Source organism: Noviherbaspirillum suwonense (genome assembly GCF_900182955.1).
GTDB lineage: Bacteria > Pseudomonadota > Gammaproteobacteria > Burkholderiales > Burkholderiaceae_D > Noviherbaspirillum_A > Noviherbaspirillum_A suwonense.
Genome location: NZ_FXUL01000002.1, coordinates 503,776 through 522,764, shown reverse-complemented (window position 1 = coordinate 522,764; position 18,989 = coordinate 503,776). Strand labels below are relative to the sequence as shown.

At 62.3% G+C, this 18,989-nt stretch carries 19 protein-coding genes; 10 read left to right on the top strand and 9 right to left on the bottom strand.

Annotated elements, in window-relative coordinates:
- The first annotated feature begins 342 nt into the window (after positions 1–342).
- The 5 genes from QOL82_RS05555 to QOL82_RS05535 all read left to right on the top strand — a co-directional run bounded on the left by QOL82_RS05555 (position 343) and on the right by QOL82_RS05535 (position 5,668).
- Positions 343–1,416: a glycosyltransferase family 2 protein gene (locus tag QOL82_RS05555; protein ID WP_283441242.1), complete on the top strand. Its 1,074-nt coding sequence runs from the start codon at positions 343–345 to the stop codon at positions 1,414–1,416.
- A gap of 927 nt (positions 1,417–2,343) precedes the next feature.
- Positions 2,344–3,540, top strand: a complete 1,197-nt coding sequence (locus QOL82_RS05550) for an acyl-CoA dehydrogenase family protein (RefSeq protein ID WP_283441241.1) — start codon at positions 2,344–2,346, stop codon at positions 3,538–3,540.
- A gap of 11 nt (positions 3,541–3,551) precedes the next feature.
- Positions 3,552–4,691: an acyl-CoA dehydrogenase family protein gene (locus tag QOL82_RS05545; RefSeq protein WP_283441240.1), complete on the top strand. Its 1,140-nt coding sequence runs from the start codon at positions 3,552–3,554 to the stop codon at positions 4,689–4,691.
- Between the two features lie 25 nt (positions 4,692–4,716).
- Positions 4,717–5,178: a MaoC family dehydratase gene (locus QOL82_RS05540; RefSeq protein WP_283441239.1), complete on the top strand. Its 462-nt coding sequence runs from the start codon at positions 4,717–4,719 to the stop codon at positions 5,176–5,178.
- Between the two features lie 34 nt (positions 5,179–5,212).
- Positions 5,213–5,668: a MaoC family dehydratase gene (locus QOL82_RS05535; RefSeq protein ID WP_283441238.1), complete on the top strand. Its 456-nt coding sequence runs from the start codon at positions 5,213–5,215 to the stop codon at positions 5,666–5,668.
- Positions 5,669–5,749: 81 nt separating this feature from the next.
- Here QOL82_RS05535 and QOL82_RS05530 read toward each other — a convergent pair whose 3' ends face one another.
- The 5 genes from QOL82_RS05530 to QOL82_RS05510 all read right to left on the bottom strand — a co-directional run bounded on the left by QOL82_RS05530 (position 5,750) and on the right by QOL82_RS05510 (position 10,605).
- Positions 5,750–6,442 (bottom strand): glutathione binding-like protein, encoded by a 693-nt coding sequence (locus QOL82_RS05530; RefSeq protein ID WP_283441237.1) that lies wholly within the window; start codon positions 6,440–6,442, stop codon positions 5,750–5,752.
- A gap of 126 nt (positions 6,443–6,568) precedes the next feature.
- Positions 6,569–7,831 carry an acyl-CoA dehydrogenase family protein gene (locus QOL82_RS05525; protein WP_283441236.1) on the bottom strand — a complete coding sequence of 421 codons (1,263 nt, stop codon included), beginning with the start codon at positions 7,829–7,831 and terminating at the stop codon, positions 6,569–6,571.
- 56 nt (positions 7,832–7,887) lie between these two features.
- The gene (locus QOL82_RS05520; RefSeq protein ID WP_283441235.1) at positions 7,888–8,961 is read right to left on the bottom strand and encodes a phosphotransferase family protein; all 1,074 of its coding nucleotides are present in this window, start codon (positions 8,959–8,961) and stop codon (positions 7,888–7,890) included.
- A gap of 151 nt (positions 8,962–9,112) precedes the next feature.
- Positions 9,113–9,817: a histidine phosphatase family protein gene (locus QOL82_RS05515; protein ID WP_283441234.1), complete on the bottom strand. Its 705-nt coding sequence runs from the start codon at positions 9,815–9,817 to the stop codon at positions 9,113–9,115.
- An 8-nt stretch (positions 9,818–9,825) separates the two neighbouring features.
- Positions 9,826–10,605: an oxepin-CoA hydrolase, alternative type gene (locus QOL82_RS05510; protein WP_283441233.1), complete on the bottom strand. Its 780-nt coding sequence runs from the start codon at positions 10,603–10,605 to the stop codon at positions 9,826–9,828.
- 167 nt (positions 10,606–10,772) lie between these two features.
- On the opposite strand from QOL82_RS05510, the gene QOL82_RS05505 reads away from it, so the two are divergent.
- Positions 10,773–11,417, top strand: a complete 645-nt coding sequence (locus QOL82_RS05505; RefSeq protein WP_283441232.1) for a glutathione S-transferase family protein — start codon at positions 10,773–10,775, stop codon at positions 11,415–11,417.
- An 89-nt stretch (positions 11,418–11,506) separates the two neighbouring features.
- Here the strand turns inward: QOL82_RS05505 and QOL82_RS05500 are convergent, their stop codons facing one another.
- Positions 11,507–12,688, bottom strand: coding sequence for a pyridoxal phosphate-dependent aminotransferase (locus QOL82_RS05500; RefSeq protein ID WP_430438440.1), 1,182 nt, complete (start codon positions 12,686–12,688; stop codon positions 11,507–11,509).
- Positions 12,689–12,769: 81 nt separating this feature from the next.
- Entirely contained in the window at positions 12,770–13,210 is a 441-nt protein-coding gene (locus QOL82_RS05495; protein ID WP_283441230.1) for a putative toxin-antitoxin system toxin component, PIN family, read from the bottom strand.
- 27 nt (positions 13,211–13,237) lie between these two features.
- Between QOL82_RS05495 and yaaA the strand changes: the two genes are divergently transcribed.
- On the top strand, positions 13,238–14,011 hold the full coding sequence (gene yaaA / locus QOL82_RS05490) for a peroxide stress protein YaaA (protein ID WP_283441229.1): 774 nt from the start codon (positions 13,238–13,240) through the stop codon (positions 14,009–14,011).
- A gap of 187 nt (positions 14,012–14,198) precedes the next feature.
- Here yaaA and QOL82_RS05485 read toward each other — a convergent pair whose 3' ends face one another.
- Entirely contained in the window at positions 14,199–15,005 is an 807-nt protein-coding gene (locus QOL82_RS05485) for an outer membrane protein assembly factor BamD (protein WP_283441228.1), read from the bottom strand.
- Positions 15,006–15,050: 45 nt separating this feature from the next.
- On the opposite strand from QOL82_RS05485, the gene QOL82_RS05480 reads away from it, so the two are divergent.
- The gene (locus QOL82_RS05480; RefSeq protein WP_283441227.1) at positions 15,051–16,091 is read left to right on the top strand and encodes an RluA family pseudouridine synthase; all 1,041 of its coding nucleotides are present in this window, start codon (positions 15,051–15,053) and stop codon (positions 16,089–16,091) included.
- Positions 16,088–16,858 (top strand): peptidoglycan editing factor PgeF, encoded by a 771-nt coding sequence (gene pgeF / locus QOL82_RS05475; RefSeq protein WP_283441226.1) that lies wholly within the window; start codon positions 16,088–16,090, stop codon positions 16,856–16,858. The genes QOL82_RS05480 and pgeF overlap by 4 nt, the downstream gene beginning before the upstream one ends.
- Here pgeF and QOL82_RS05470 read toward each other — a convergent pair.
- Entirely contained in the window at positions 16,855–17,127 is a 273-nt protein-coding gene (locus QOL82_RS05470) for a hypothetical protein (protein ID WP_283441225.1), read from the bottom strand. The two genes, pgeF and QOL82_RS05470, sit on opposite strands and share 4 nt — an antisense overlap.
- 63 nt (positions 17,128–17,190) lie before the next feature.
- Between QOL82_RS05470 and phaC the strand changes: the two genes are divergently transcribed.
- Positions 17,191–18,918: a class I poly(R)-hydroxyalkanoic acid synthase gene (phaC, locus tag QOL82_RS05465; RefSeq protein WP_283441224.1), complete on the top strand. Its 1,728-nt coding sequence runs from the start codon at positions 17,191–17,193 to the stop codon at positions 18,916–18,918.
- The last annotated feature ends 71 nt before the right edge of the window (positions 18,919–18,989 follow it).

Below are 18,989 nucleotides of genomic sequence, written 5' to 3'. Positions count from 1 at the left end.
GCACAAGCTTTCCGCTGCTATCGATAAGGAAAAATATTTCCTTAAATCACTATTTTCGCCACAGTTTCGCGGCAGCAACGGCACTAACCATAGTTGTTGCCAATTATATATCTCGTCGCACAGGGTTAGGCTTGCGTCAAATCGATAAGTGGTCTTGCAAGAAGCCGTACAATATTAATTATTATTTTATAAATAGTTTCTAAATAGTAACCGTATTGCCGAATGCGCGGTGCGAGGTTGTACAGCCTTAAACGTTCGCATCACTACCAGCTTACTGGTCGTGCGCGCAACAGCTTTGCCCCGTTTTGACATTTTCTGGACCTTCTACCTTCTGAACCACCTATGAACATTACCGAGACCGAACTGCGCAACGCAGCCGCCGTGCAATCGCACCACCCGTCGCTCAATCCACGCCCGGCCGGCATACTTCCCAGCATTTCGGTCGTTGCGCCGGCGTATAACGAGGAAGAAGTCCTGCACATCTTCTATGAGCGGGTTACCCGGGTTCTTGTGGATATCGGTGCGCCTTACGAAATTGTTCTGGTCAACGACGGTAGCCGCGACGGAACACTGGCCATGATGCACGCGCTGCGCGCGGCCGACAGTCATATCACCGTGGTCGACCTGTCCCGTAACTTCGGCAAGGAAATCGCGCTGACGGCGGGCCTCGACCATACCTGCGGCGACGTCGTCGTCGTACTCGATTCCGACCTCCAGGATCCGCCGGAGCTCATTCCGAAGCTGCTTGCCGGCTGGTATGAAGGGTATGACGTGGTCTATGGCGTGCGCAGCCACCGTGACGGCGAAACCTGGATGAAGAAAGCGACATCCAAATGGTTCTACAAGCTGATGCAGCGCGTCAGCCGCGTCCATGTTCCCAGCGACACAGGTGATTTCCGCCTGATGACCCGCCGTGCGGTCCGCGCTATTTCGGGCCTGCGGGAAGAGCATCGATTCATGAAAGGCTTGTTTGCCTGGATCGGTTTTCCAGCCAAGCCGCTCTTTTATCATCGCGAGTCGCGGGTGGCGGGACAGACCAAGTGGAATTACTGGAATCTGCTGAATCTGGCGATCGAAGGCATTACCTCCTTCACGATCACGCCGCTGAAGATCGCCACCTTCATGGGCTTGTCTGTCGCTTTCATTTCTCTTATCTATGCCGCGTTCGTGATCTGGAAAACCCTGGTCTATGGCGATGCCGCGCGAGGCTATCCGTCTATTATGGTAACCATCCTGTTTCTTGGCGGCGTGCAGCTTACCGCGATCGGTGTGCTTGGCGAATATATCGGCCGGATCTTTAATGAAGTGAAAAAACGTCCGCTTTATCTCGTTAATCGGCTGCAGACATCATCGCTGCAGCCTAGCGATGATCCGGCGCCGGTGCAAAATAACGTGCCTATGCAGCATCAGGGTTGATGGTTTAACGGCGGAGTCGAGACGGGCCGGTCTTTACCTATGAATGACATTGTGAGTTCCAAAGCAAACAAGACTGCCACGTGCGCAGGAACGCGGGATCCTTACATCCTATTCACTTTGGAAATAGCTATGAACCGGAGCCCTAATAATTGAGCAATACTAGCAGAGATTAGTTGCTTCAAGTAGAAAACAGGCAGCGGTATGACCAGCATGAGACTCTTAGTGAATCTTTAAAAATTGTTAATTAGGTTCCATTTCCCAACCTGAGCCGCCATCGATGGTGTGTGTCGATGGCAGGCAACGTTACCAACTTTTACGTGACGGCGTGAATGAACGAGTTTCTTTGAGATTAAAAAATTTTATCGAAAGACGAATCTCAAAGTCATAGAAGATTTCATTCTTTCATAAGGAGATCGAAGTAGCTAGAGAATTCATTAAAGTGGTTTTACGGACCATCTTTCACTTAAATGTCGGATGCGTGAACTAATTAGCACTACTCTGCCAAATAGAACGGTAAGGTATTCATTAACAAAGCTGTTCAGTTCTATGAACAATAGAAAGACCTTTATATATCAGCGCCTTGGACCGTAAATGGCAGAGTAGTGCTAAGAATCTTTACGCTGGCTATGCATGTGGCAGGGGAGCGCTCTCGATGAAAACAATCCTGGAAACAAAAGAAAAAATCTTATATCTGAAGAATTAGTATTGGCGGGTACGAAAATTGTGTTTGGAAAGAAAGTTCGACCAAGTTTTTTATGAGTTAAAAGGTGCCATTCGTTACATTTCAATCTCAACGTTTTGATGCTTCACGACACGAAGGCTAACCCGGTCATCCACATCAACTGCTAAACCCCCCCACCCCCACCAAACCTCTGTATAATTTTGCACGGTCGTGCTTTTTACACAGCCCAAAATAATGGAGGCAGCATGGATTTGAACTACAGCGCGGAGGATCTCGCCTTCCGTGATCAGGTCAGGGCGTATCTCGACGCCAATCTCCCCAAGGATCTGCAGCAGAAGGTGCTGAACCACAAGCGCCTTTCCAAGGATGACTTCGTGCGCTGGCACAAGATCGTCGCCAAGCAGGGCTGGGTCGGCACCGGGTGGCCGGTTGAGTACGGCGGCACGGGCTGGAATGCGGTGCAGCGGCATATCTGGGAAGAAGAGTGCGCGCGCGCCGGTACGCCGCCTATCCTGCCGTTCGGCGTCAACATGGTTGCGCCGGTCATCATGGCCTTCGGTAATGACGCGCAGAAGCAGTACTACCTGCCGCGCATCCTGAATTGCGACGACTGGTGGTGCCAGGGTTATTCCGAGCCGGGCGCAGGTTCCGACCTGGCTTCGCTGAAGACCCGGGCCGAGCGCCAGGGCGACCATTACATCGTTAACGGCCAGAAGACCTGGACCACGCTGGGCCAGCATGCGGACATGATCTTCTGCCTGGTGCGCACCGACACCGGCGCGCGCAAGCAGGAAGGCATCTCCTTCCTGCTGATCGATATGAAGACGCCTGGCATCACCGTACGTCCGATCATCATGCTGGACGAAGACCACGAAGTGAACGAAGTCTTCTTCGACAATGTGAAGGTGCCGGTCGAGAACCTGATCGGCGAGGAAAACAAGGGCTGGACCTACGCCAAGTACTTGCTGGGCCACGAGCGCACCAACATCGCCGCGGTCGGCCGTGCCAAGCGCGAGCTGCAGTTCCTGAAGCGCATCGCCACCGAGCACATGAAGAATGGCAAGCCAATGCTGGAAGACCCGGTGTTCGCCGCCAAGGTCGCTACGCTCGAGATCGAGATCATGGCGCTGGAAGTGACCGTGCTGAAAGTTATCTCGGAAGACAGCAAGCGCCGCGGCCCGGGGCCGGAGGCGTCGATGCTGAAGGTGAAGGGCACCGAAGTGCAGCAGATGCTGACCGAGCTGATGGTGGAAGCGATCGGCCCTTACAGCCTGCCGTTCGACCGCCATTACCTGGAGGGCGAGTCGCAGCACAGCGCATTCGAGGACGATGACGCAGCGCCGCTGGCCTCGTACTACTTCAACTTCCGCAAGACCTCGATCTACGGCGGTTCGAACGAGATCCAGAAAAACATCATCACGCAGATGATCCTTGGACTGTAGGAGACAAGAACATGGACTTTCAATTTACGCAGGAACAGCAGCAGTTCTCGGATGCCTTGCGGCGCTGGATGGAAAAGGATTACACCTTCGAGCATCGCAAGAAAATCGTTCACTCCGCGGACGGCGTCTCGTCCGACGCGTGGACCACGCTGGCCGAGCTGGGCATGACGGCGCTGCCGGTGCCGGAAGAGCAGGGCGGCTTCAGCGGCTCCGCGATCGACATGCTGGTGGTGATGAAGGAAATCGGGCGCGGCCTGGTGGTCGAGCCCTATCTGGCGACCGCGTTCGGCGCGCAGTTCCTGAAGCTGGCCGGCAAGCAGGAAAGCCTGCTGGAGCAGGTCGCAACCGGTGAGCTGAAACTGGCGGCGGCGCTGGGCGAGAAGCAGTCGCGTTTCGACCTGTTCGACATCAAGGCCACGGCCACCGCCAACGGCGATGGCTATGTGATCAATGGCACCAAGGTCGTGGTGGTGCATGGCGGCCAGGCCGGCCAGCTGATCGTGTCGGCCCGCAGCAGCGGCCAGCAGCGCGAGACCGGCGGCATCTCACTGTTCGTAGTGCCGGCTGATACCGCGGGCATCAGCCGCAAGGATTACCGGACCATCGACGGCCAGCGCGCCGCCGACATCCGCTTCGAAAACGTGCAGGTGCCGGCATCGGCGCTGCTGGGCGAGGCTGGCGCCGGTTGGGACATCCTCGACGCGGCGGCCGACTATGCAGTCACGCTGCTGTGCGCGGAAGCGATCGGCGCAATGGAAGCGCTGAATGCGGCCACGTTGGACTACCTGAAGACCCGCCAGCAGTTCGGCGTGCCTATCGGTAAATTCCAGGCGCTGCAGCACAAGATGGCCGAGATGTTCATGCAGTATCAGCAGGCCAGTTCGATGGCGACGCTGGCTGCGGTGAAGGTGGCATCGGCCGACCCGGTCGAGCGTCGCCGCACGGTGTCCGCGGCCAAGGCGCGCGTGGGCCAGGCAGCGAAGTTCGTGGGCCAGCAGGCGGTGCAGCTGCACGGCGGCATGGGCGTCACCGACGAACTGCCGGCAGCGCATCACTTCAAGCGGCTGACGATGATCGAGCAGACGCTGGGCGATACCGATTATCACCTGGCGCGCTTCATCGCCCAGCCGGGCTTCAGCCAGGCTGCCTGATCCACGCAGCGCGAAGGATGAGCTCATGGCAGAACTGAAGTGGTATTTCGAGGACTTCGAGCCCGGCCGGGTGATCCCGGTGGGCAGCCGCATGCTGGGCGAGGAAGAGATTGTCGCGTTCGCGCGGCAGTTCGATCCGCAGCCCTTCCACGTCGACCATGATGCGGCGGCGAAGTCGCACTTTGGCGGCCTCGTCGCTAGCGGCTGGCACACCTGCAGCATCATGATGCGCATGATGGTCGACGGCTTCCTGTCGGAGGCTGCCAGCATGGGCTCGCCGGGCGTGGACGAGATCCGCTGGCTCAAGCCGGTGCGCGCCGGCGATACGCTGTCCGTCACGACGACAGTGATGGACGTGCGCCCGTCGTCCAGCAAGCCGGACCGCGGAGTCGTCCATACGATGTGGGAAGCCAAAAACCAGCATGGCGAAACGGTGGCGACGGTCAAGGGCATGGGCATGTTCCTGCGCCGGCCGGCGTCGCGCTGAGCCATACGATAACAACGTCAACAGAGGAGGCAGCATGCGTGAAATCGCATCGCTCGACGAGCTCAAGGCTCTGGTCGGGCAGGAAGTGGCCGTATCGGACTGGGTGGAAATCAGCCAGGAGCGGGTCAACCAGTTCGCCGAGACGACCGGCGACCATCAGTGGATACATCTCGACGTGGAGCGCTGCAAGCGCGAGTCGCCTTTCGGCGGCCCGATTGCGCACGGCTATCTGACGCTGTCGCTGCTGCCGATGATGATGCAGAACTCGGTGCGCATGACCGACGTGCGCATGGGCGTGAACTATGGCCTGAACAAGGTGCGCTTCCCGGCTCCGGTCCCGGTCGGCAGCAAGGTGCGCAGCCGCACCACCGTGGTGTCGGTGGAAGACATCCCGGGCGGCGCGCAGGTGACGTGGCTGGTGACGGTGGAGCGCGAAGGCGGCGACAAGCCCGTGTGCGTGGCGGAGTCGATTTCGCGGCGCTATACCTGACCCTGCTTTTCAGCAGGCCGTCGGTTCGTCGGGTGCAATTTGCGAAGCGCATTGCACCCGAAATTCATTCCTTCTCAACAGTCACCGCTTCGCGTACTGTCCCGCCCCAAACAGCACATCCCGCGCCTTGTCATCCGTGATCGGCTTGCGCAGGTTCGCCAGCACTTCCACGCCGCGCTGCACCGCGGGCCTTGCGGCGATCTCGTCGAACCAGCGCTTCAGGTCCGGGAATTCCTCGATGTCCACGCCCTGGTTCTTCCATGAACGCAGCCAGGGGAAGGTCGCGATGTCGGCAATCGTGTACTCGCTTCCCGCCAGGTAGCCTTCCTTCGCGACCTGCTTGTCGATCACGCCGTACAGCCGCTTTGCCTCGTTGGTATAACGGTTCACCGCATACTCGATCTTTTCCGGCGCGTAGATGCGGAAGTGGTGGGCCTGCCCGAGCATCGGGCCGACGCCGCCCATCTGGAACATCAGCCATTGCAGCGTGGTGAACTTGTCGCGGTCGCTGCGGCCGAGGAAGGCGCCGGTCTTGCTGGCGAGGTAGACCAGGATGGCGCCGGATTCGAACAGCGAGATCGGCTTGCCGTCCATGCCGTCGGCGTCGACGATGGCCGGGATCTTGTTGTTGGGCGAGATCGCCAGGAAGTCCGGCTTGAACTGGTCGCCGGCGCCGATGTCGATGTGATGCACCCGGTAAGGCAGGCCGGTCTCTTCCAGCATGATGTGAACCTTGTGGCCGTTCGGCGTGGCGGTGGAATAGACATCGATCATGTGGTTTCCTTGAAATTATTAGTGCTGCAGATTATGCAGACATTTTGAGTTTGGCGCAGGCGCCGCCGCAATGAAAAAAGGCATGCGTAGCGCATGCCTTTTTATTGAACGGACGTGGCCGCCAAATCAGGAACGGGTGATCGGCAGTTCGGTGTCTTCGCCCTGCAGCGTCATGTGCTTGGACAGTTCGAGCTTGGCGACCGCATTGCGGTGCACCTCGTCCGGGCCGTCGGCGATGCGCAGCGTGCGGTTGCCCGCCCACATATAGGCCAGCGGGAATTCATCCGACACGCCGGCCGCGCCATGCGCCTGGATCGACCAGTCGAGCACTTGCTGCGCAACGTTCGGCGCCAGCACCTTGATCATCGCGATCTCGGCCTTCGCATGCTTGTTGCCTACGGTGTCCATCATGTACGCGGCCTTCAGCGTCAGCAGCCGCGCGGTGTCGATCTGGATGCGCGACTCGGCGACGCGTTCGCGCCAGATGCTTTGCTCGGAGATGCGGCGGCCGAAGGCGACGCGCTCGTTTAGTCGGCGGCACATGTATTCCAGCGCCCGCTCCGCGACGCCGATGGCGCGCATGCAGTGGTGGATGCGTCCCGGTCCGAGGCGGCCCTGGGCGATCTCGAAGCCGCGGCCTTCGCCGAGCAGCATGTTGGAAACCGGCACGCGCACGTTCTCGTAGGTGATCTCGCAGTGGCCGTGCGGCGCGTCATCGTAGCCGAACACGGGCAGCGGACGGCGGATGTTCACGCCCGGCGTATTGGCCGGCACCAGGATCATCGACTGCTGCGAATGGCGCGCCGCGCCCGGGTCGGTCTTGCCCATCAGGATGAAGATCTGGCAGCGCGGGTCGCCGGCGCCGGAGATCCACCACTTGTGGCCGTTGATCACATACTCGTCGCCGTCGCGCTCGATGCGGGTCTCGATATTGGTCGCGTCCGACGATGCGACCGCAGGCTCGGTCATCGCGAAGGCGGAACGGATCTCGCCGCGCAGCAGCGGCTCCAGCCATTGCTTCTTGTGCTCCTCGCTGCCGTAGCGTTCAATGGTCTCCATGTTGCCGGTGTCGGGGGCGGAGCAGTTGAACACTTCGGGCGCCCAGCCCACGCGTCCCATGATCTCGCACAGCGGCGCATAGTCGAGGTTGGACAGGCCTTCCGGCGCACGCGGCGACTTCGGCAGGAACAGGTTCCACAGGCCTTGCTCGCGGGCCTTCGGCTTCAGGTCCTCGATGATCTTGGTGGGCAGCCAGCGGTTGCCTTTCTCGACGCCGTTGCGGTCGATCTCGGCCTTGTAGGCTTTCTCGTTCGGGTAGATATGCTCGTCCATGAACCTGAGCAGCTTGCCCTGCAGTTCCTTGCAGCGGTCTGAATATTCGAACTCCATGATGTCTCCTCGTTGAAATTGCTTGGTTCGTATTTGGGTGGGGCAGGGGCAGAGCCTCAGGGCTTGTTGCCGGCCGCGCCCGATGCATATTGCCAGCCCATCTCGGCCATCGGCCGGGTCGCCTGGCCTGCCTTCAGCGCTTCTTCGCTGGACGCGGTGCCGTCGACATAGCGCTTCATGATGCCCTGCAGGATGCCGGCCATCCGGAACATGTTGTAGGCCAGGTAGAAGTTGAAATCTTCCGGGCGTATCGTGCGGCCGGTGCGCTTCGAATACAGCGCGATGTACTCTTCCTCGGTCGGTATGCCCAGCGCCTTGTGGTCCAGCCCGCCGATGCCGCGGAACTGGCCCTGGGCGATGTGCCAGCTCATCAGGTGATAGGAGAAGTCAGCCAGCGGATGGCCCAGCGTCGACAGCTCCCAGTCCAGCACCGCCAGGATGCGCGGCTCGGTCGGATGGAAGATCATGTTGTCGAGGCGGTAGTCGCCATGGACGATGCTGGTCTCGTCGCCCGGCGGTATGTGCGCGGGCAGCCATTCGATCAGATTGTCCATCGCCTCGATCTTCTCGGTCTCGGACGCCTTGTACTGGCGGGTCCAGCGGTCGATCTGGCGGCCGAAGTAATTGCCCGGCTTGCCGAAGCTCTCCAGCCCGATGGCCTTGTAGTCGATCGTGTGCAGCTGGGAGATGACGCGGTTCATCTCGTCGTAATAGGCGCCGCGTTCCGCATTGGTCATGCCGGGCAGCGACTGGTCCCACAGCACGCGGCCCTGCACGAAGTCCATCACGTAGAACGCGCGGCCGATGACGGACTCGTCATTGCACAGCGCATACTGGCGAGGCGCCGGGAAGCCGGCACGGTTCAGCGCATCCATCACGCGGAACTCGCGGTCGATCGCATGGGCCGAGGCCAGCAGCTTCGCGGCGGGACCGGGCTTGGTGCGCAGCACGTAGCTGCGGCCGTCGGCGCTTAGCTTGAACGTGGGATTGGACTGGCCGCCCTTGAACTGCTCGACGCTCAGTTCCCCGGAAAAGCCTTCCACATGCTGGCGCATGTAGTCCTGCAAAGCGCCGATATCGAATTTCTGGCGATCGGCGACCGGCTTGGTGCCCATGAATTCTTCGTACATTGCGTCTCCTGCCTGTTTGTTGAAACCGCGCGTGAAATGCGGTCGAAACCTGTCGTCGGAATTTATTGTCGGTTCATTCTACCGCATAAAATCGTACGATCGTACTAATCGGTAGCTTATAAGTCGCCTGCCTGGAAACCGGCCCGGCGCCCTACTTGCGGCGAAACTTGCGGTACTGCTCGTACAGGATTTCCATGGTCGTGCTGCGGGTGTCGTCCTGCAATACCGTGGGCGGCGCATGGTTGACGAAGCGCACCACCCAGTCGGCTGCATGGTCGCCGACGTCGAGCGCGTTGATGCAGCCCGCGGTCTGCGCCAGGTTGCCGAGGTACAGGCGCTGGCCCGTCAGCGCATGCGAAAGTATCGCGCGGTTGACGCCGCCGTGCAGCACCAGCAGTACGGTGTCCCAGTTGTCCTCGGCCCGCAGCCGGGCCAGCGCCGGATGCACGCGGTCCATCAGCTCGCCGATCGATTCGCCGTTGAGGAAGCGCTTGTCCTCGGGCACGATGCCCTCGAATGCACCTGTGAAGGCTTCCCTCAGCTTGTCTTCGGCAATGGAGGCCAGCTTGCCGCCGCGTATCTCCACCAGTTCGGGCCAGGTCTCCAGTGCGATGTCCTGGCCGGTCTGCGCCAGCACGCCCTGCGCCGTCTCGACCGTGCGCGGCAGGCCGGAGACGATCACGCGGTCGAAGCGCACGCCATCGGCCGCGAACACGCGTCCGGCGGCTTCGGCCTGTGCGCGGCCCTGTTCATTCAGCGGTACGGCCTCGGGAAGGATGGGCCTGCCGGATTCATCGAAATAAGTGACATTGCCATGCCGCATCAGGTAGATGCGGCGTCGGTTTGCAGGTTTCATCAGGAACGTTATTTGTATTGGGGCTTGCGCTTCTCGAGAAACGCGCTGATGCCTTCGCGGCTGTCGCGATGGTGCAGGCTTTCGACGAAATGCTGCTTCTCGAGTTCAAAATGCTGCTCCAGCGTGTTCTCGCCGGCGTCCCGCACCAGGCTCTTGATGCGGGTCGTCGCATTGGGCGACAGCAGCGCGAGTTCATCGGCCCAGGCCAGCGCATGTTCGAGCGCGCTGCCGTCCGGCGCCAGGCGGTTGACCAGGCCCAGCGCATGCAGCCGCGGCGCCAGCACCGGCTTTCCTTCGAGGATGATCTCGGTGGCGAGCTGGCGCGGCAGCGAGCGTGCGAGGAACCAGGAGCCGCCGCCGTCGGGCGTCAGCCCGACCTTCACATAGGCCATCACGAACTTGGCGTTTTCGCCGGCGACGATCATGTCGCAGGCCAGCGCCAGCGAAAAGCCGGCGCCCGCCGCCGCACCATCGACAGCGGCGATCACGGGCTTGGTGCAGCTGCGTATTGCGTCGGTCCAGCCGTTGAGCTGGTCGATCGAATCGGCCTGCACCGCCTTGTCCTTCTCGCGGTTTTCGAGCAGCCGGTTCAGGTTGCCGCCGGCGCAGAAGAAATTGTCCGCGCCGGTCAGCACGACGGCGCGGATGGTGCTGTCGCGTTCGGCGGTGGCCAGCGACTCGACCGCGGCTGCGTACATGTCGGGATGCAGCGCATTGCGCGCGCCCGGGTTGGACAGGGTAAGGATCAGCGTGGCGTCCCGTCGGGAAGCCTTGAGTTCTGCGGACATGGTGTCGGTTGCGGCGGCGTGGGCCAGGGTTGGGATGAACGATCATATACCGGTGAAGGCATGCTTGAAAAGCAAGCCCGCGCATTGTGCCGCCAGGAATCAGCGGTTACTATCGGCCGCTGCGGGGCAGGCAGCCCATGCATCCAACCACCAGACAAGGAGACAAGATGTTCAAGTTATGCGGATTCGCGCTCAGCAATTATCACAACAAGGTCAAGCTCGCGCTGATGGAAAAAGGCGTGCCCTTCGAGGAAGAGCTGGTCTGGGCCGATCGCTCGGCCGCCTTGCTGGACAGGTCGCCGCTGGGCAAGATCCCTTACTGCGAAACCGAACATGGCCCGCTGTTCGAGTCGCAGGTCATCATGGAATACATCGAGGACGCCTACCCGCAGAATCCGCTGATGCCGACCGACGCCTATGGCCGCGCGAAGCAGCGCGAACTGGTCACCTTCATCGAGCTGCACCTGGAACTGGTGGCGCGCGAGCTGTACGGAGAAGCCTTTTTTGGCGGCAAGGTGTCCGACGAAACCAAGGAGCGGGTGAAGAAGCTGCTGACCCGCAATGCCAAGGCGCTCGGCAAGCTTGCCAAGTTCGGTCCCTACATCGCGGGCGACACGTTCACGATGGCCGACTGCGCGGCAATGGTGCACCTGCCGCTGGTGGGCATGGCGACCAAGATCGTCTTCGGCGAGGACGTGCTGGCCGAGTACCCGGTGCGCGATTATGTGAAGATGCTGGCCGAGCGTCCGACCGTGCAGAAGGTCAATGCGGACCGCAAGGCCAATGAGGCGCTGCGCAAGGCGATGAAGTAGGAGCGACACGGGCCGGCCGCAGCCAGTCGGCCGGCCCGTCCGCAGGATGCATTGCACCCTGCGGACGGGCTATCGTCGTTGACGAGCCGTCACAGCTTCGACAGCCGCTCCAGCGCCAGCTTCAGCGTCTCGTCCTGCTTTGCGAAGCAGAAGCGCACGATGCCTGACTCCCGCGGCTCGTGATAGAAGGCCGACACCGGTATCGCCGCCACGCCGATCTCGGTGGTCAGCCACTTGGCGAAATCCGCCTCGGGCAGGCTGGACACATCCGAATACTCGACGCACTGGAAATAGGTGCCGTCGGACGGCAGCAGCTTGAAGCGGGTCGCCGCCAGCCCTTCGCGGAACAGGTCGCGCTTGCGCTGATAGAAGGCCGGCAGTTCGAGGTAGGGCGCGGGATTCTTCATGAACGCGGCCAGGCCGTACTGCACCGGCGTGTTGACCGTGAACACGTTGAACTGGTGCACCTTGCGGAACTCGCTCATCAGCGCTGCCGGCGCGGCGACATAGCCGATCTTCCAGCCGGTGACATGGTAGGTCTTGCCGAAACTCGACACCACGAAGGACCGCGCCGCCAGCTCGGGATGACGGCAGACCGACTCGTGCCGGGCGCCGTCGTAGACCATGTGTTCGTAGACTTCATCGGACAAGACCAGGATGCCGGTGCCGCGCACGATGTCGGCCAGCGCGTTGATGTCGGCGATGCGCAGCACCGAGCCGGTCGGGTTGTGCGGCGAGTTGATCATGATGAGCCGGGTGCGCGGGCTCACCGCCGCGGCGACCTTCTGCCACGGCACCGCGTAACCGGCGGCGGTGACTTCCATCTGCACGAACACCGGCACGCCGCCGGCCAGCTGTATCGCCGGCACGTAGCTGTCATAGGCCGGTTCGATCACGATCACCTCGTCGCCCGGATGCACGCAGCACAGCACCGAGGTCAGGATGCCCTGGGTGGCGCCGGCGGTCACCGTGATCTCGGTGGCCGGGTCGTAGCGGTGGCCATAGATCGCCTCCACCTTGTCGGCGACGACTTCTCGCAAGCCGGGTATGCCCGTCATCGGCGGGTACTGGTTGAGTCCGCTGCGCATTGCGTCGGCCACGGCGTCGACCAGCGCCGGGTCGCAATGGAAGTCGGGGAAGCCCTGGCCCAGGTTAACCGCGCCCTTCTCGGTCGCCAGGGCGGACATGACGGTGAAGATGGTCGTGCCGACGTCGGGCAGGCGCGAGGTGAGTCCGGAAAAATCCATGCTGGCAGCGGTTTCGTTGGGCATATTCATGCGGGATGTAAAGGTGGTTGACTGGGTTTTGTTAAGGGAAGCCTTAAATGCGACTAAAGGGAAGCTGCCGCCATTCTAACGGGCGTCAGGCCGTTCCTGCAGCCAGGCCTGCGGCGTCAGGATGCGGAACATGCCGGCTTTCGCCGTGCGCTTCGCCAGCTTCAGCAACGCCTTGTCCTTGGTGATCAGCACGGACGCCTGCGCGTCGCGCGCAAGCTCCAGGAATTTCTGGTCATCGCGGTCGCTGCATACCGGCAGCGGCAGGCCACTGGCCGCGGCATCGCTGATTTCCACGAGGCTGTCGAACTGGGCAATGGCTTCGAGGCGCTTTGGATCGTCCAGCGGCAGGTGAGGGTAGTGCAGCACGTGCAGCCATTCCTGGCGGCAGTCCGCGCGGGTCACGCCCTGCACCGCGCCGCTGCGCAGCGCCTCCAGCAGCCCGTTCCAGCGCGGGTCGTGGAATACGAACAGGTCGAGCAGCACATTGGTATCGAGGACCAGGCGATTCGGTATCATTGCGAAAAATTTTTCCGTGGAAAGCTCATGCTGATTGTTCTATCGCCTGCAAAAACGCTGGATTACACGTCGCCGCTGGCAACGTCCGACCATACGCTGCCGGATTTCACCAACCATGCAGCCGGGCTGATCGAGCAGCTGACGCGCCTGTCGCCAGCCGAGATTGCGCAGCTGATGAAGATCTCCGACCCGCTCGCGGCGCTCAACGCCGGCCGCTACGCATCGTGGACGCCGCAGTGTACCAGCGACAACGCGAGGGCGGCAGTGCTGGCCTTCAACGGCGATGTCTACACCGGCCTCGCGGCATCCACGCTGCCGGCCGCCGCGCTGTCGCACCTGCAGTCGCAGGTCCGCATCCTGTCGGGGCTGTATGGCCTGCTGCGTCCGCTGGACCTGATGCAGCCGCACCGCCTGGAAATGGGCACGCGGCTGAAAAATGCCCGCGGCGCCAACCTGTACGACTACTGGGGCAAGCTGGTCACCGCCGCGCTGGACCGCGAGCTGGCTGCGCGCGAGGAAGGCGTGCTGGTCAACCTGGCGTCGGAAGAGTACTTCAAGGTGGTGCAGACGGAGCGGCTGCGCGCCCCTGTCATCACGCCGGTGTTCCAGGACTGGAAAGACGGCCGCTACAAGATCATCTCGTTTCACGCCAAGAAGGCCCGCGGCTTGATGGCGCGCTTCGCCGCGCTTAACCACATCACCGAGCCTGGTCAACTAAAGGCGTTCGATCTCGGGGGTTATGCGTATGACGCGGCGAACTCGGACAACAGCCGCTGGATGTTCCGGCGGCACGCCGCATAGGAGGAATCGTAGGGCGTAATAACCGGAGGGCATTACACCACTGGTCGATGACGGAGAGCCGTCGCGGGTGCGCGGGCCGGTGGTGTGATGCGCTGCGCTTATTACACCCTACGCTTATTGCACCCTACGGCCTGCGACGGATGAATGAGGCAGGGACACCGGCTGCATTCGATCCGTCAGGAAACCGTTACCAGATTTTCCACCACGGCGACTTGTCCTTCTTGACGCCGCCGGTCACCGGCAGTTCGCTGTTCGGGAAATTTTGCTTGAACACCCGGTTGGCGTCGTCACGCAGCTCGGGCATGCCCAGCGCGTCGTAGGAACGGACCATGATGTACAGCGCTTCCTCGGTCGCCGGGCTATCCTTGAACTCGCGCACTACCTGCTGGGCACGGTTGGCGGCGGCGAGGTAGGCGCCGCGCCGGTAATAGTAATTGGCCACGTGGACGTCGTATTGCGCCATCGCGTTGACCAGGTAGGCCAGTCGGTCGCGCGCGTCCTGCGCATAGATGCTGTTGGGGAAGCGGTCGATCAGCAGCTTGAACGAGTCGAAGGCCTCGCGCGCCGCCTTCGGGTCGCGCTCGGTCAGGTCCTGGCGGGACACGAAGTCGAACAGGCTCAGCTTGTCGTTGAAGTTGATCAGGCCGCGCAGGTAGTACATGTAATCGACGTTCGGGTGATTCGGGTGCAGCTTGATGAAGCGCTCGACCGCGGCCAGCGCCAGCGCCTGGTCGCCGGCGCGATAATGCGCATAGGCGATGTCCATCTGCGCCTGCTGCGCATAGGTGCCGAACGGGTAGCGGGACTCGAGCTTTTCGAAGTACTTGATGGACTTTTCATAGCCGCCTGCGTTCAGTTCATCGCGGGCCTCGGCATACAATTTCTGTGCGGACCAGTTGCGGGTTTCGTCCGGCGGTTCGGATTGCAGTAAACTGCACGCCGAAAGCGACAGCATGAATGCGATCAATAGAAATTTCAGAGATTTTATCTGCATGGGGTTTCGCGTGACTGACGACTGAACAATGAATGATTATAGCTGATGGGATATGCCGTGCCGCCAATTGAACACCCGAACACCACCGACCTTCCGCCGGACCACGAGGATGACGAAAGCGAGGATCTGGAGCTCGTTGCGGAGGCAAACGGCCCCATCGTCCTGGCGCTTTCCGAAGCCGATTGCGGCATGCGCCTCGACAAGGTCCTGTCGCAGCACCTGCCCCAGTTTTCCCGCAGCCGGCTCCAGCAATGGATAGAAGAAGGCCATGTCACGGTCGACGGCAAGACCGCCCGCGCGAAAAGCACGATGTTCGGCGATGAACAGCTGCTGGTGCAGCCGCAGGCCGCGGCCGACGCCCACGCGTACGAGCCGGAAGCGATGGCGCTGGAGATCGTGCACGAGGACCAGGCCATCATGGTCATCAACAAGCCGGCCGGCCTGGTCGTGCATCCGGGCGCCGGCAACTGGTCGGGCACGCTGCAGAACGGGCTGCTGCATTACTACCCGCCGATCGCCGACGTGCCGCGCGCCGGCATCGTCCACCGGCTCGACAAGGACACCAGCGGCCTGATGGTGGTCGCCAAGACCATGCAGGCCCAGACCGACCTGGTGCGCCAGTTGCAGGCGCGCACCGTGCACCGGGTCTACCTGGCGCTGGTCTGGGGCACGCCGCAGGTCGGCGGCAAGGTCGACGCGGCGATCGGCAGGCATCCGCGGGAGCGCATCAAGATGTCGGTGCAGAACAACCTGACCGCCAAGCCGGCCGTGACCCATTTCCGCAGGCTGGCGACCGGCCTGCTCGAAGGCAAGCCGGTCAGCCTGCTGCAATGCGAACTGGAAACCGGCCGCACGCACCAGATCCGGGTCCACATGCAGTCGCTCGGCTTCGCGCTGGTCGGCGACGCGCTCTATGGCAAGCCGCATCTGGTGCCCGTCTTCGGCCGGCAGGCGCTGCATGCATGCCGGCTCGGCCTGGTGCACCCGGTCATCCGCAAGGACTGCGAGTGGCAGGCGCCGCTGCCGGCGGACATGGCCGAGCTGCTGGCGCGCGCCGGCATCGCGCTGGAGCCTGAGCTGCAATGAACCTGAAGAGCGCCTGCATCGTTCCCGACTGGCGGGGGCTGCCGCCGGGAGTCGGCGCATTGTCGAGCACCCGCCGCGGCGGCGTGAGCATCGGGCCGTATGACGACGGCGCCGATGGCGGCGGCCTGAACCTCGGGCTGCATGTCGGCGACGAGGCCGCCGCTGTCGAGCAGAACCGGGCCCGGCTGCAGGCGGCGCTGCCGGGTGCTCCCACCTGGCTCAACCAGGTCCATGGCGCCCGCGTGGTCGATGCGGCCGCGGTCGACGGCGTGCCCGACGCCGACGCCAGTTTCACGACCCGGCCCGGCGTGGTATGCGCGATCATGACCGCCGACTGCCTGCCGGTGCTGTTCGCCGACCGTGCTGGTTCCGTGGTCGGCGCCGCCCATGCAGGCTGGCGCGGACTGGCGCAGGGCGTGCTGCAGAACACCGTCATGCGCATGCGCGAGGCCGGCGCCGGCGACATCACGGCCTGGCTGGGGCCGGCGATCGGGCCGGAGGCGTTCGAAGTGGGCGCCGAGGTGCGGGCCGCGTTCGCCTATGCCGACCCGGCGGCCGCCGCGGCCTTCGCTGCCCGGCCGGGCGGCAAGTACCTGGCCGACATCTACCTGCTGGCCCGGCTCGCGCTGGCCGGCTGCGGCGTCTCGCAGGTCAGCGGCGGCAGCTTCTGCACGGTCCGCGAGGCCGACCGTTTCTATTCATACCGGCGCGACCGGGTAAGCGGGCGCATGGCCTCGATGGTCTGGATCAGGCCGACCGCCGCTTAGGGAAGCGGCGGTTTTTCCGTGGCGGCCTGCTCATCGGCAGCAGCGCCGGGGGCAGGGCCGGAAGCCGCAGCGGCAGCGTCCTGGCGCTGCCGTTCGTGCTGCTCCGCAGCACGCCTTCGCTTGCGCTGGCGTCCGCCGCTGATGTATAAGAGCAGTGACACCGGCAACAGTCCATACAGAATAAAAGTCATCACGCCGGCCACCGGCGTCGTTTCCGTGATGGACATCATGAGCACCACGTACATCCAGCCGATGGCAACGATAAACATGAGAAATACCGGATTGAAAGAAGTCTTGGGACCTTAACCATACGCGAAACCGGGAAAACAAGCATGAAGACGCTCACTCCGCAGGATGCAACAGCCTGGATGGCAAAGCTGTCCGACCCCAAGGCCTGGCAGGCCTTCCTCCAGCAATCGCAGACGGCGCCGTTCAACGGCGCAGGCATGCTTCCGGGGCCGCTGTCGCAGGACCTTGCCGTGCTGATCGAGCCGGCGACACTGACCAAGCTGCAGAGCGATTACGTGCAGGAGTTCTCGGCGCTGTGGCAAAAGCTGGCGAGCGCGCAGCCGGCCGAGGTCGGCGACAAGCGCTTCAGCGGAGAGGCCTGGAAAGCCAACCCGCTGCATGCGTTCAATGCCGCGGCCTACCTGCTCAATGCCCGCTTCATGATGGCGATGGCCGACTCGGTCAGCGCCGCGCCCAAGGTCAAGCAGCGCATCCGCTTTGCGATCCAGCAGACCATCGACGCCATGTCGCCGTCCAACTTCCTGGTCACCAATCCGGAAGCGCAGAAGAAGCTGGTGGAGTCCAAGGGCGAGAGCCTGGCCAAGGGCATCGCGCTGATGCTGGCCGACATGGGCAAGGGTCGCATTTCGCAGACCGATGAAAGCGCGTTCAACGTCGGCGGGAACGTCGCCACGACAGAGGGCGCGGTGGTGTTCGAGAACGAGCTGTTCCAGCTCATCCAGTACAAGCCGCTGACCAAGACCGTGTACGAGCGGCCGCTGCTGCTGGTGCCGCCCTGCATCAACAAGTTCTACATCATGGACCTGCAGCCGGCGAATTCGCTGGTGCGCTATGCCGTCGAGCAGGGCCACACGGTGTTCCTGGTGTCGTGGGTCAACCCGGATGCATCGCTGAAGGATGCGACCTGGGACGACTACATCGAGAACGGCGCGATCAAGGCGATCGATGTCGTGCGCGAAATCAGCGGCAAGGACCAGATCAACGCGCTCGGCTTCTGCGTCGGCGGCACCATCGTGGCGACCGCGCTGTCGGTGATGCTGGCGCGCGGCGAGAAGCCGGCCGCCAGCGTCACGCTGCTGACCACACTGCTGGACTTCTCCGACACCGGGGTGCTCGAGGTATATATCGACGAGGACCAGGTGGCGCGGCGCGAGGCCAGCATAGGCCGCGGCGGCATGATGCCGGGCCGCGACTTCACGGCCGCGTTTTCCAGCCTTCGGCCCAACGACCTGGTCTGGAACTATGTCGAGCAGAGTTACCTGAAGGGCGTCGAGCCGCCGGCCTTCGACCTGCTCTACTGGAATGCCGACGCGACCAACCTGCCGGGGCCGATGTTCTGCTATTACCTGCGCAACATGTACCTCGAAAACAATCTGCGCGAACCGGGCAAGCTGACGGTCGCCGGGCAGGCGGTGGACCTCGGCCGCATCGACGTGCCGGCCTTCCTGTATGCATCGAAGGAAGACCATATCGTGCCGTGGAAGGCAGCCTACGAGTCGCTGAACCTGATCAATACGAAGAACCGCAAGCAGAGCCGCTTCGTGCTCGGCGCGTCGGGACACATTGCCGGCGTGATCAACCCGGCGTCGAAGAACAAGCGCAGCCACTGGGTCAACACCGAGACGCCGGCCGACGCCGACGCCTGGCTTGCCGGCGCCAAGGAAAAGCCCGGCAGCTGGTGGACCGAGTGGGCCGCTTTCCTTGCGGAAAACGGCGGCAAGGAAGTCAGCGCGCCGCGCAGCTATGGCAAGGGCAAGTACAAACCGGTGGAGGCAGCGCCCGGCCGGTACGTGACGAAGAAAGCCGCTTAAGCTTGCGCAGGCTCTTGCAAACGGGGAATATCTGGTATAAACCTTTGATTACAAGAACTATAATTAAATGG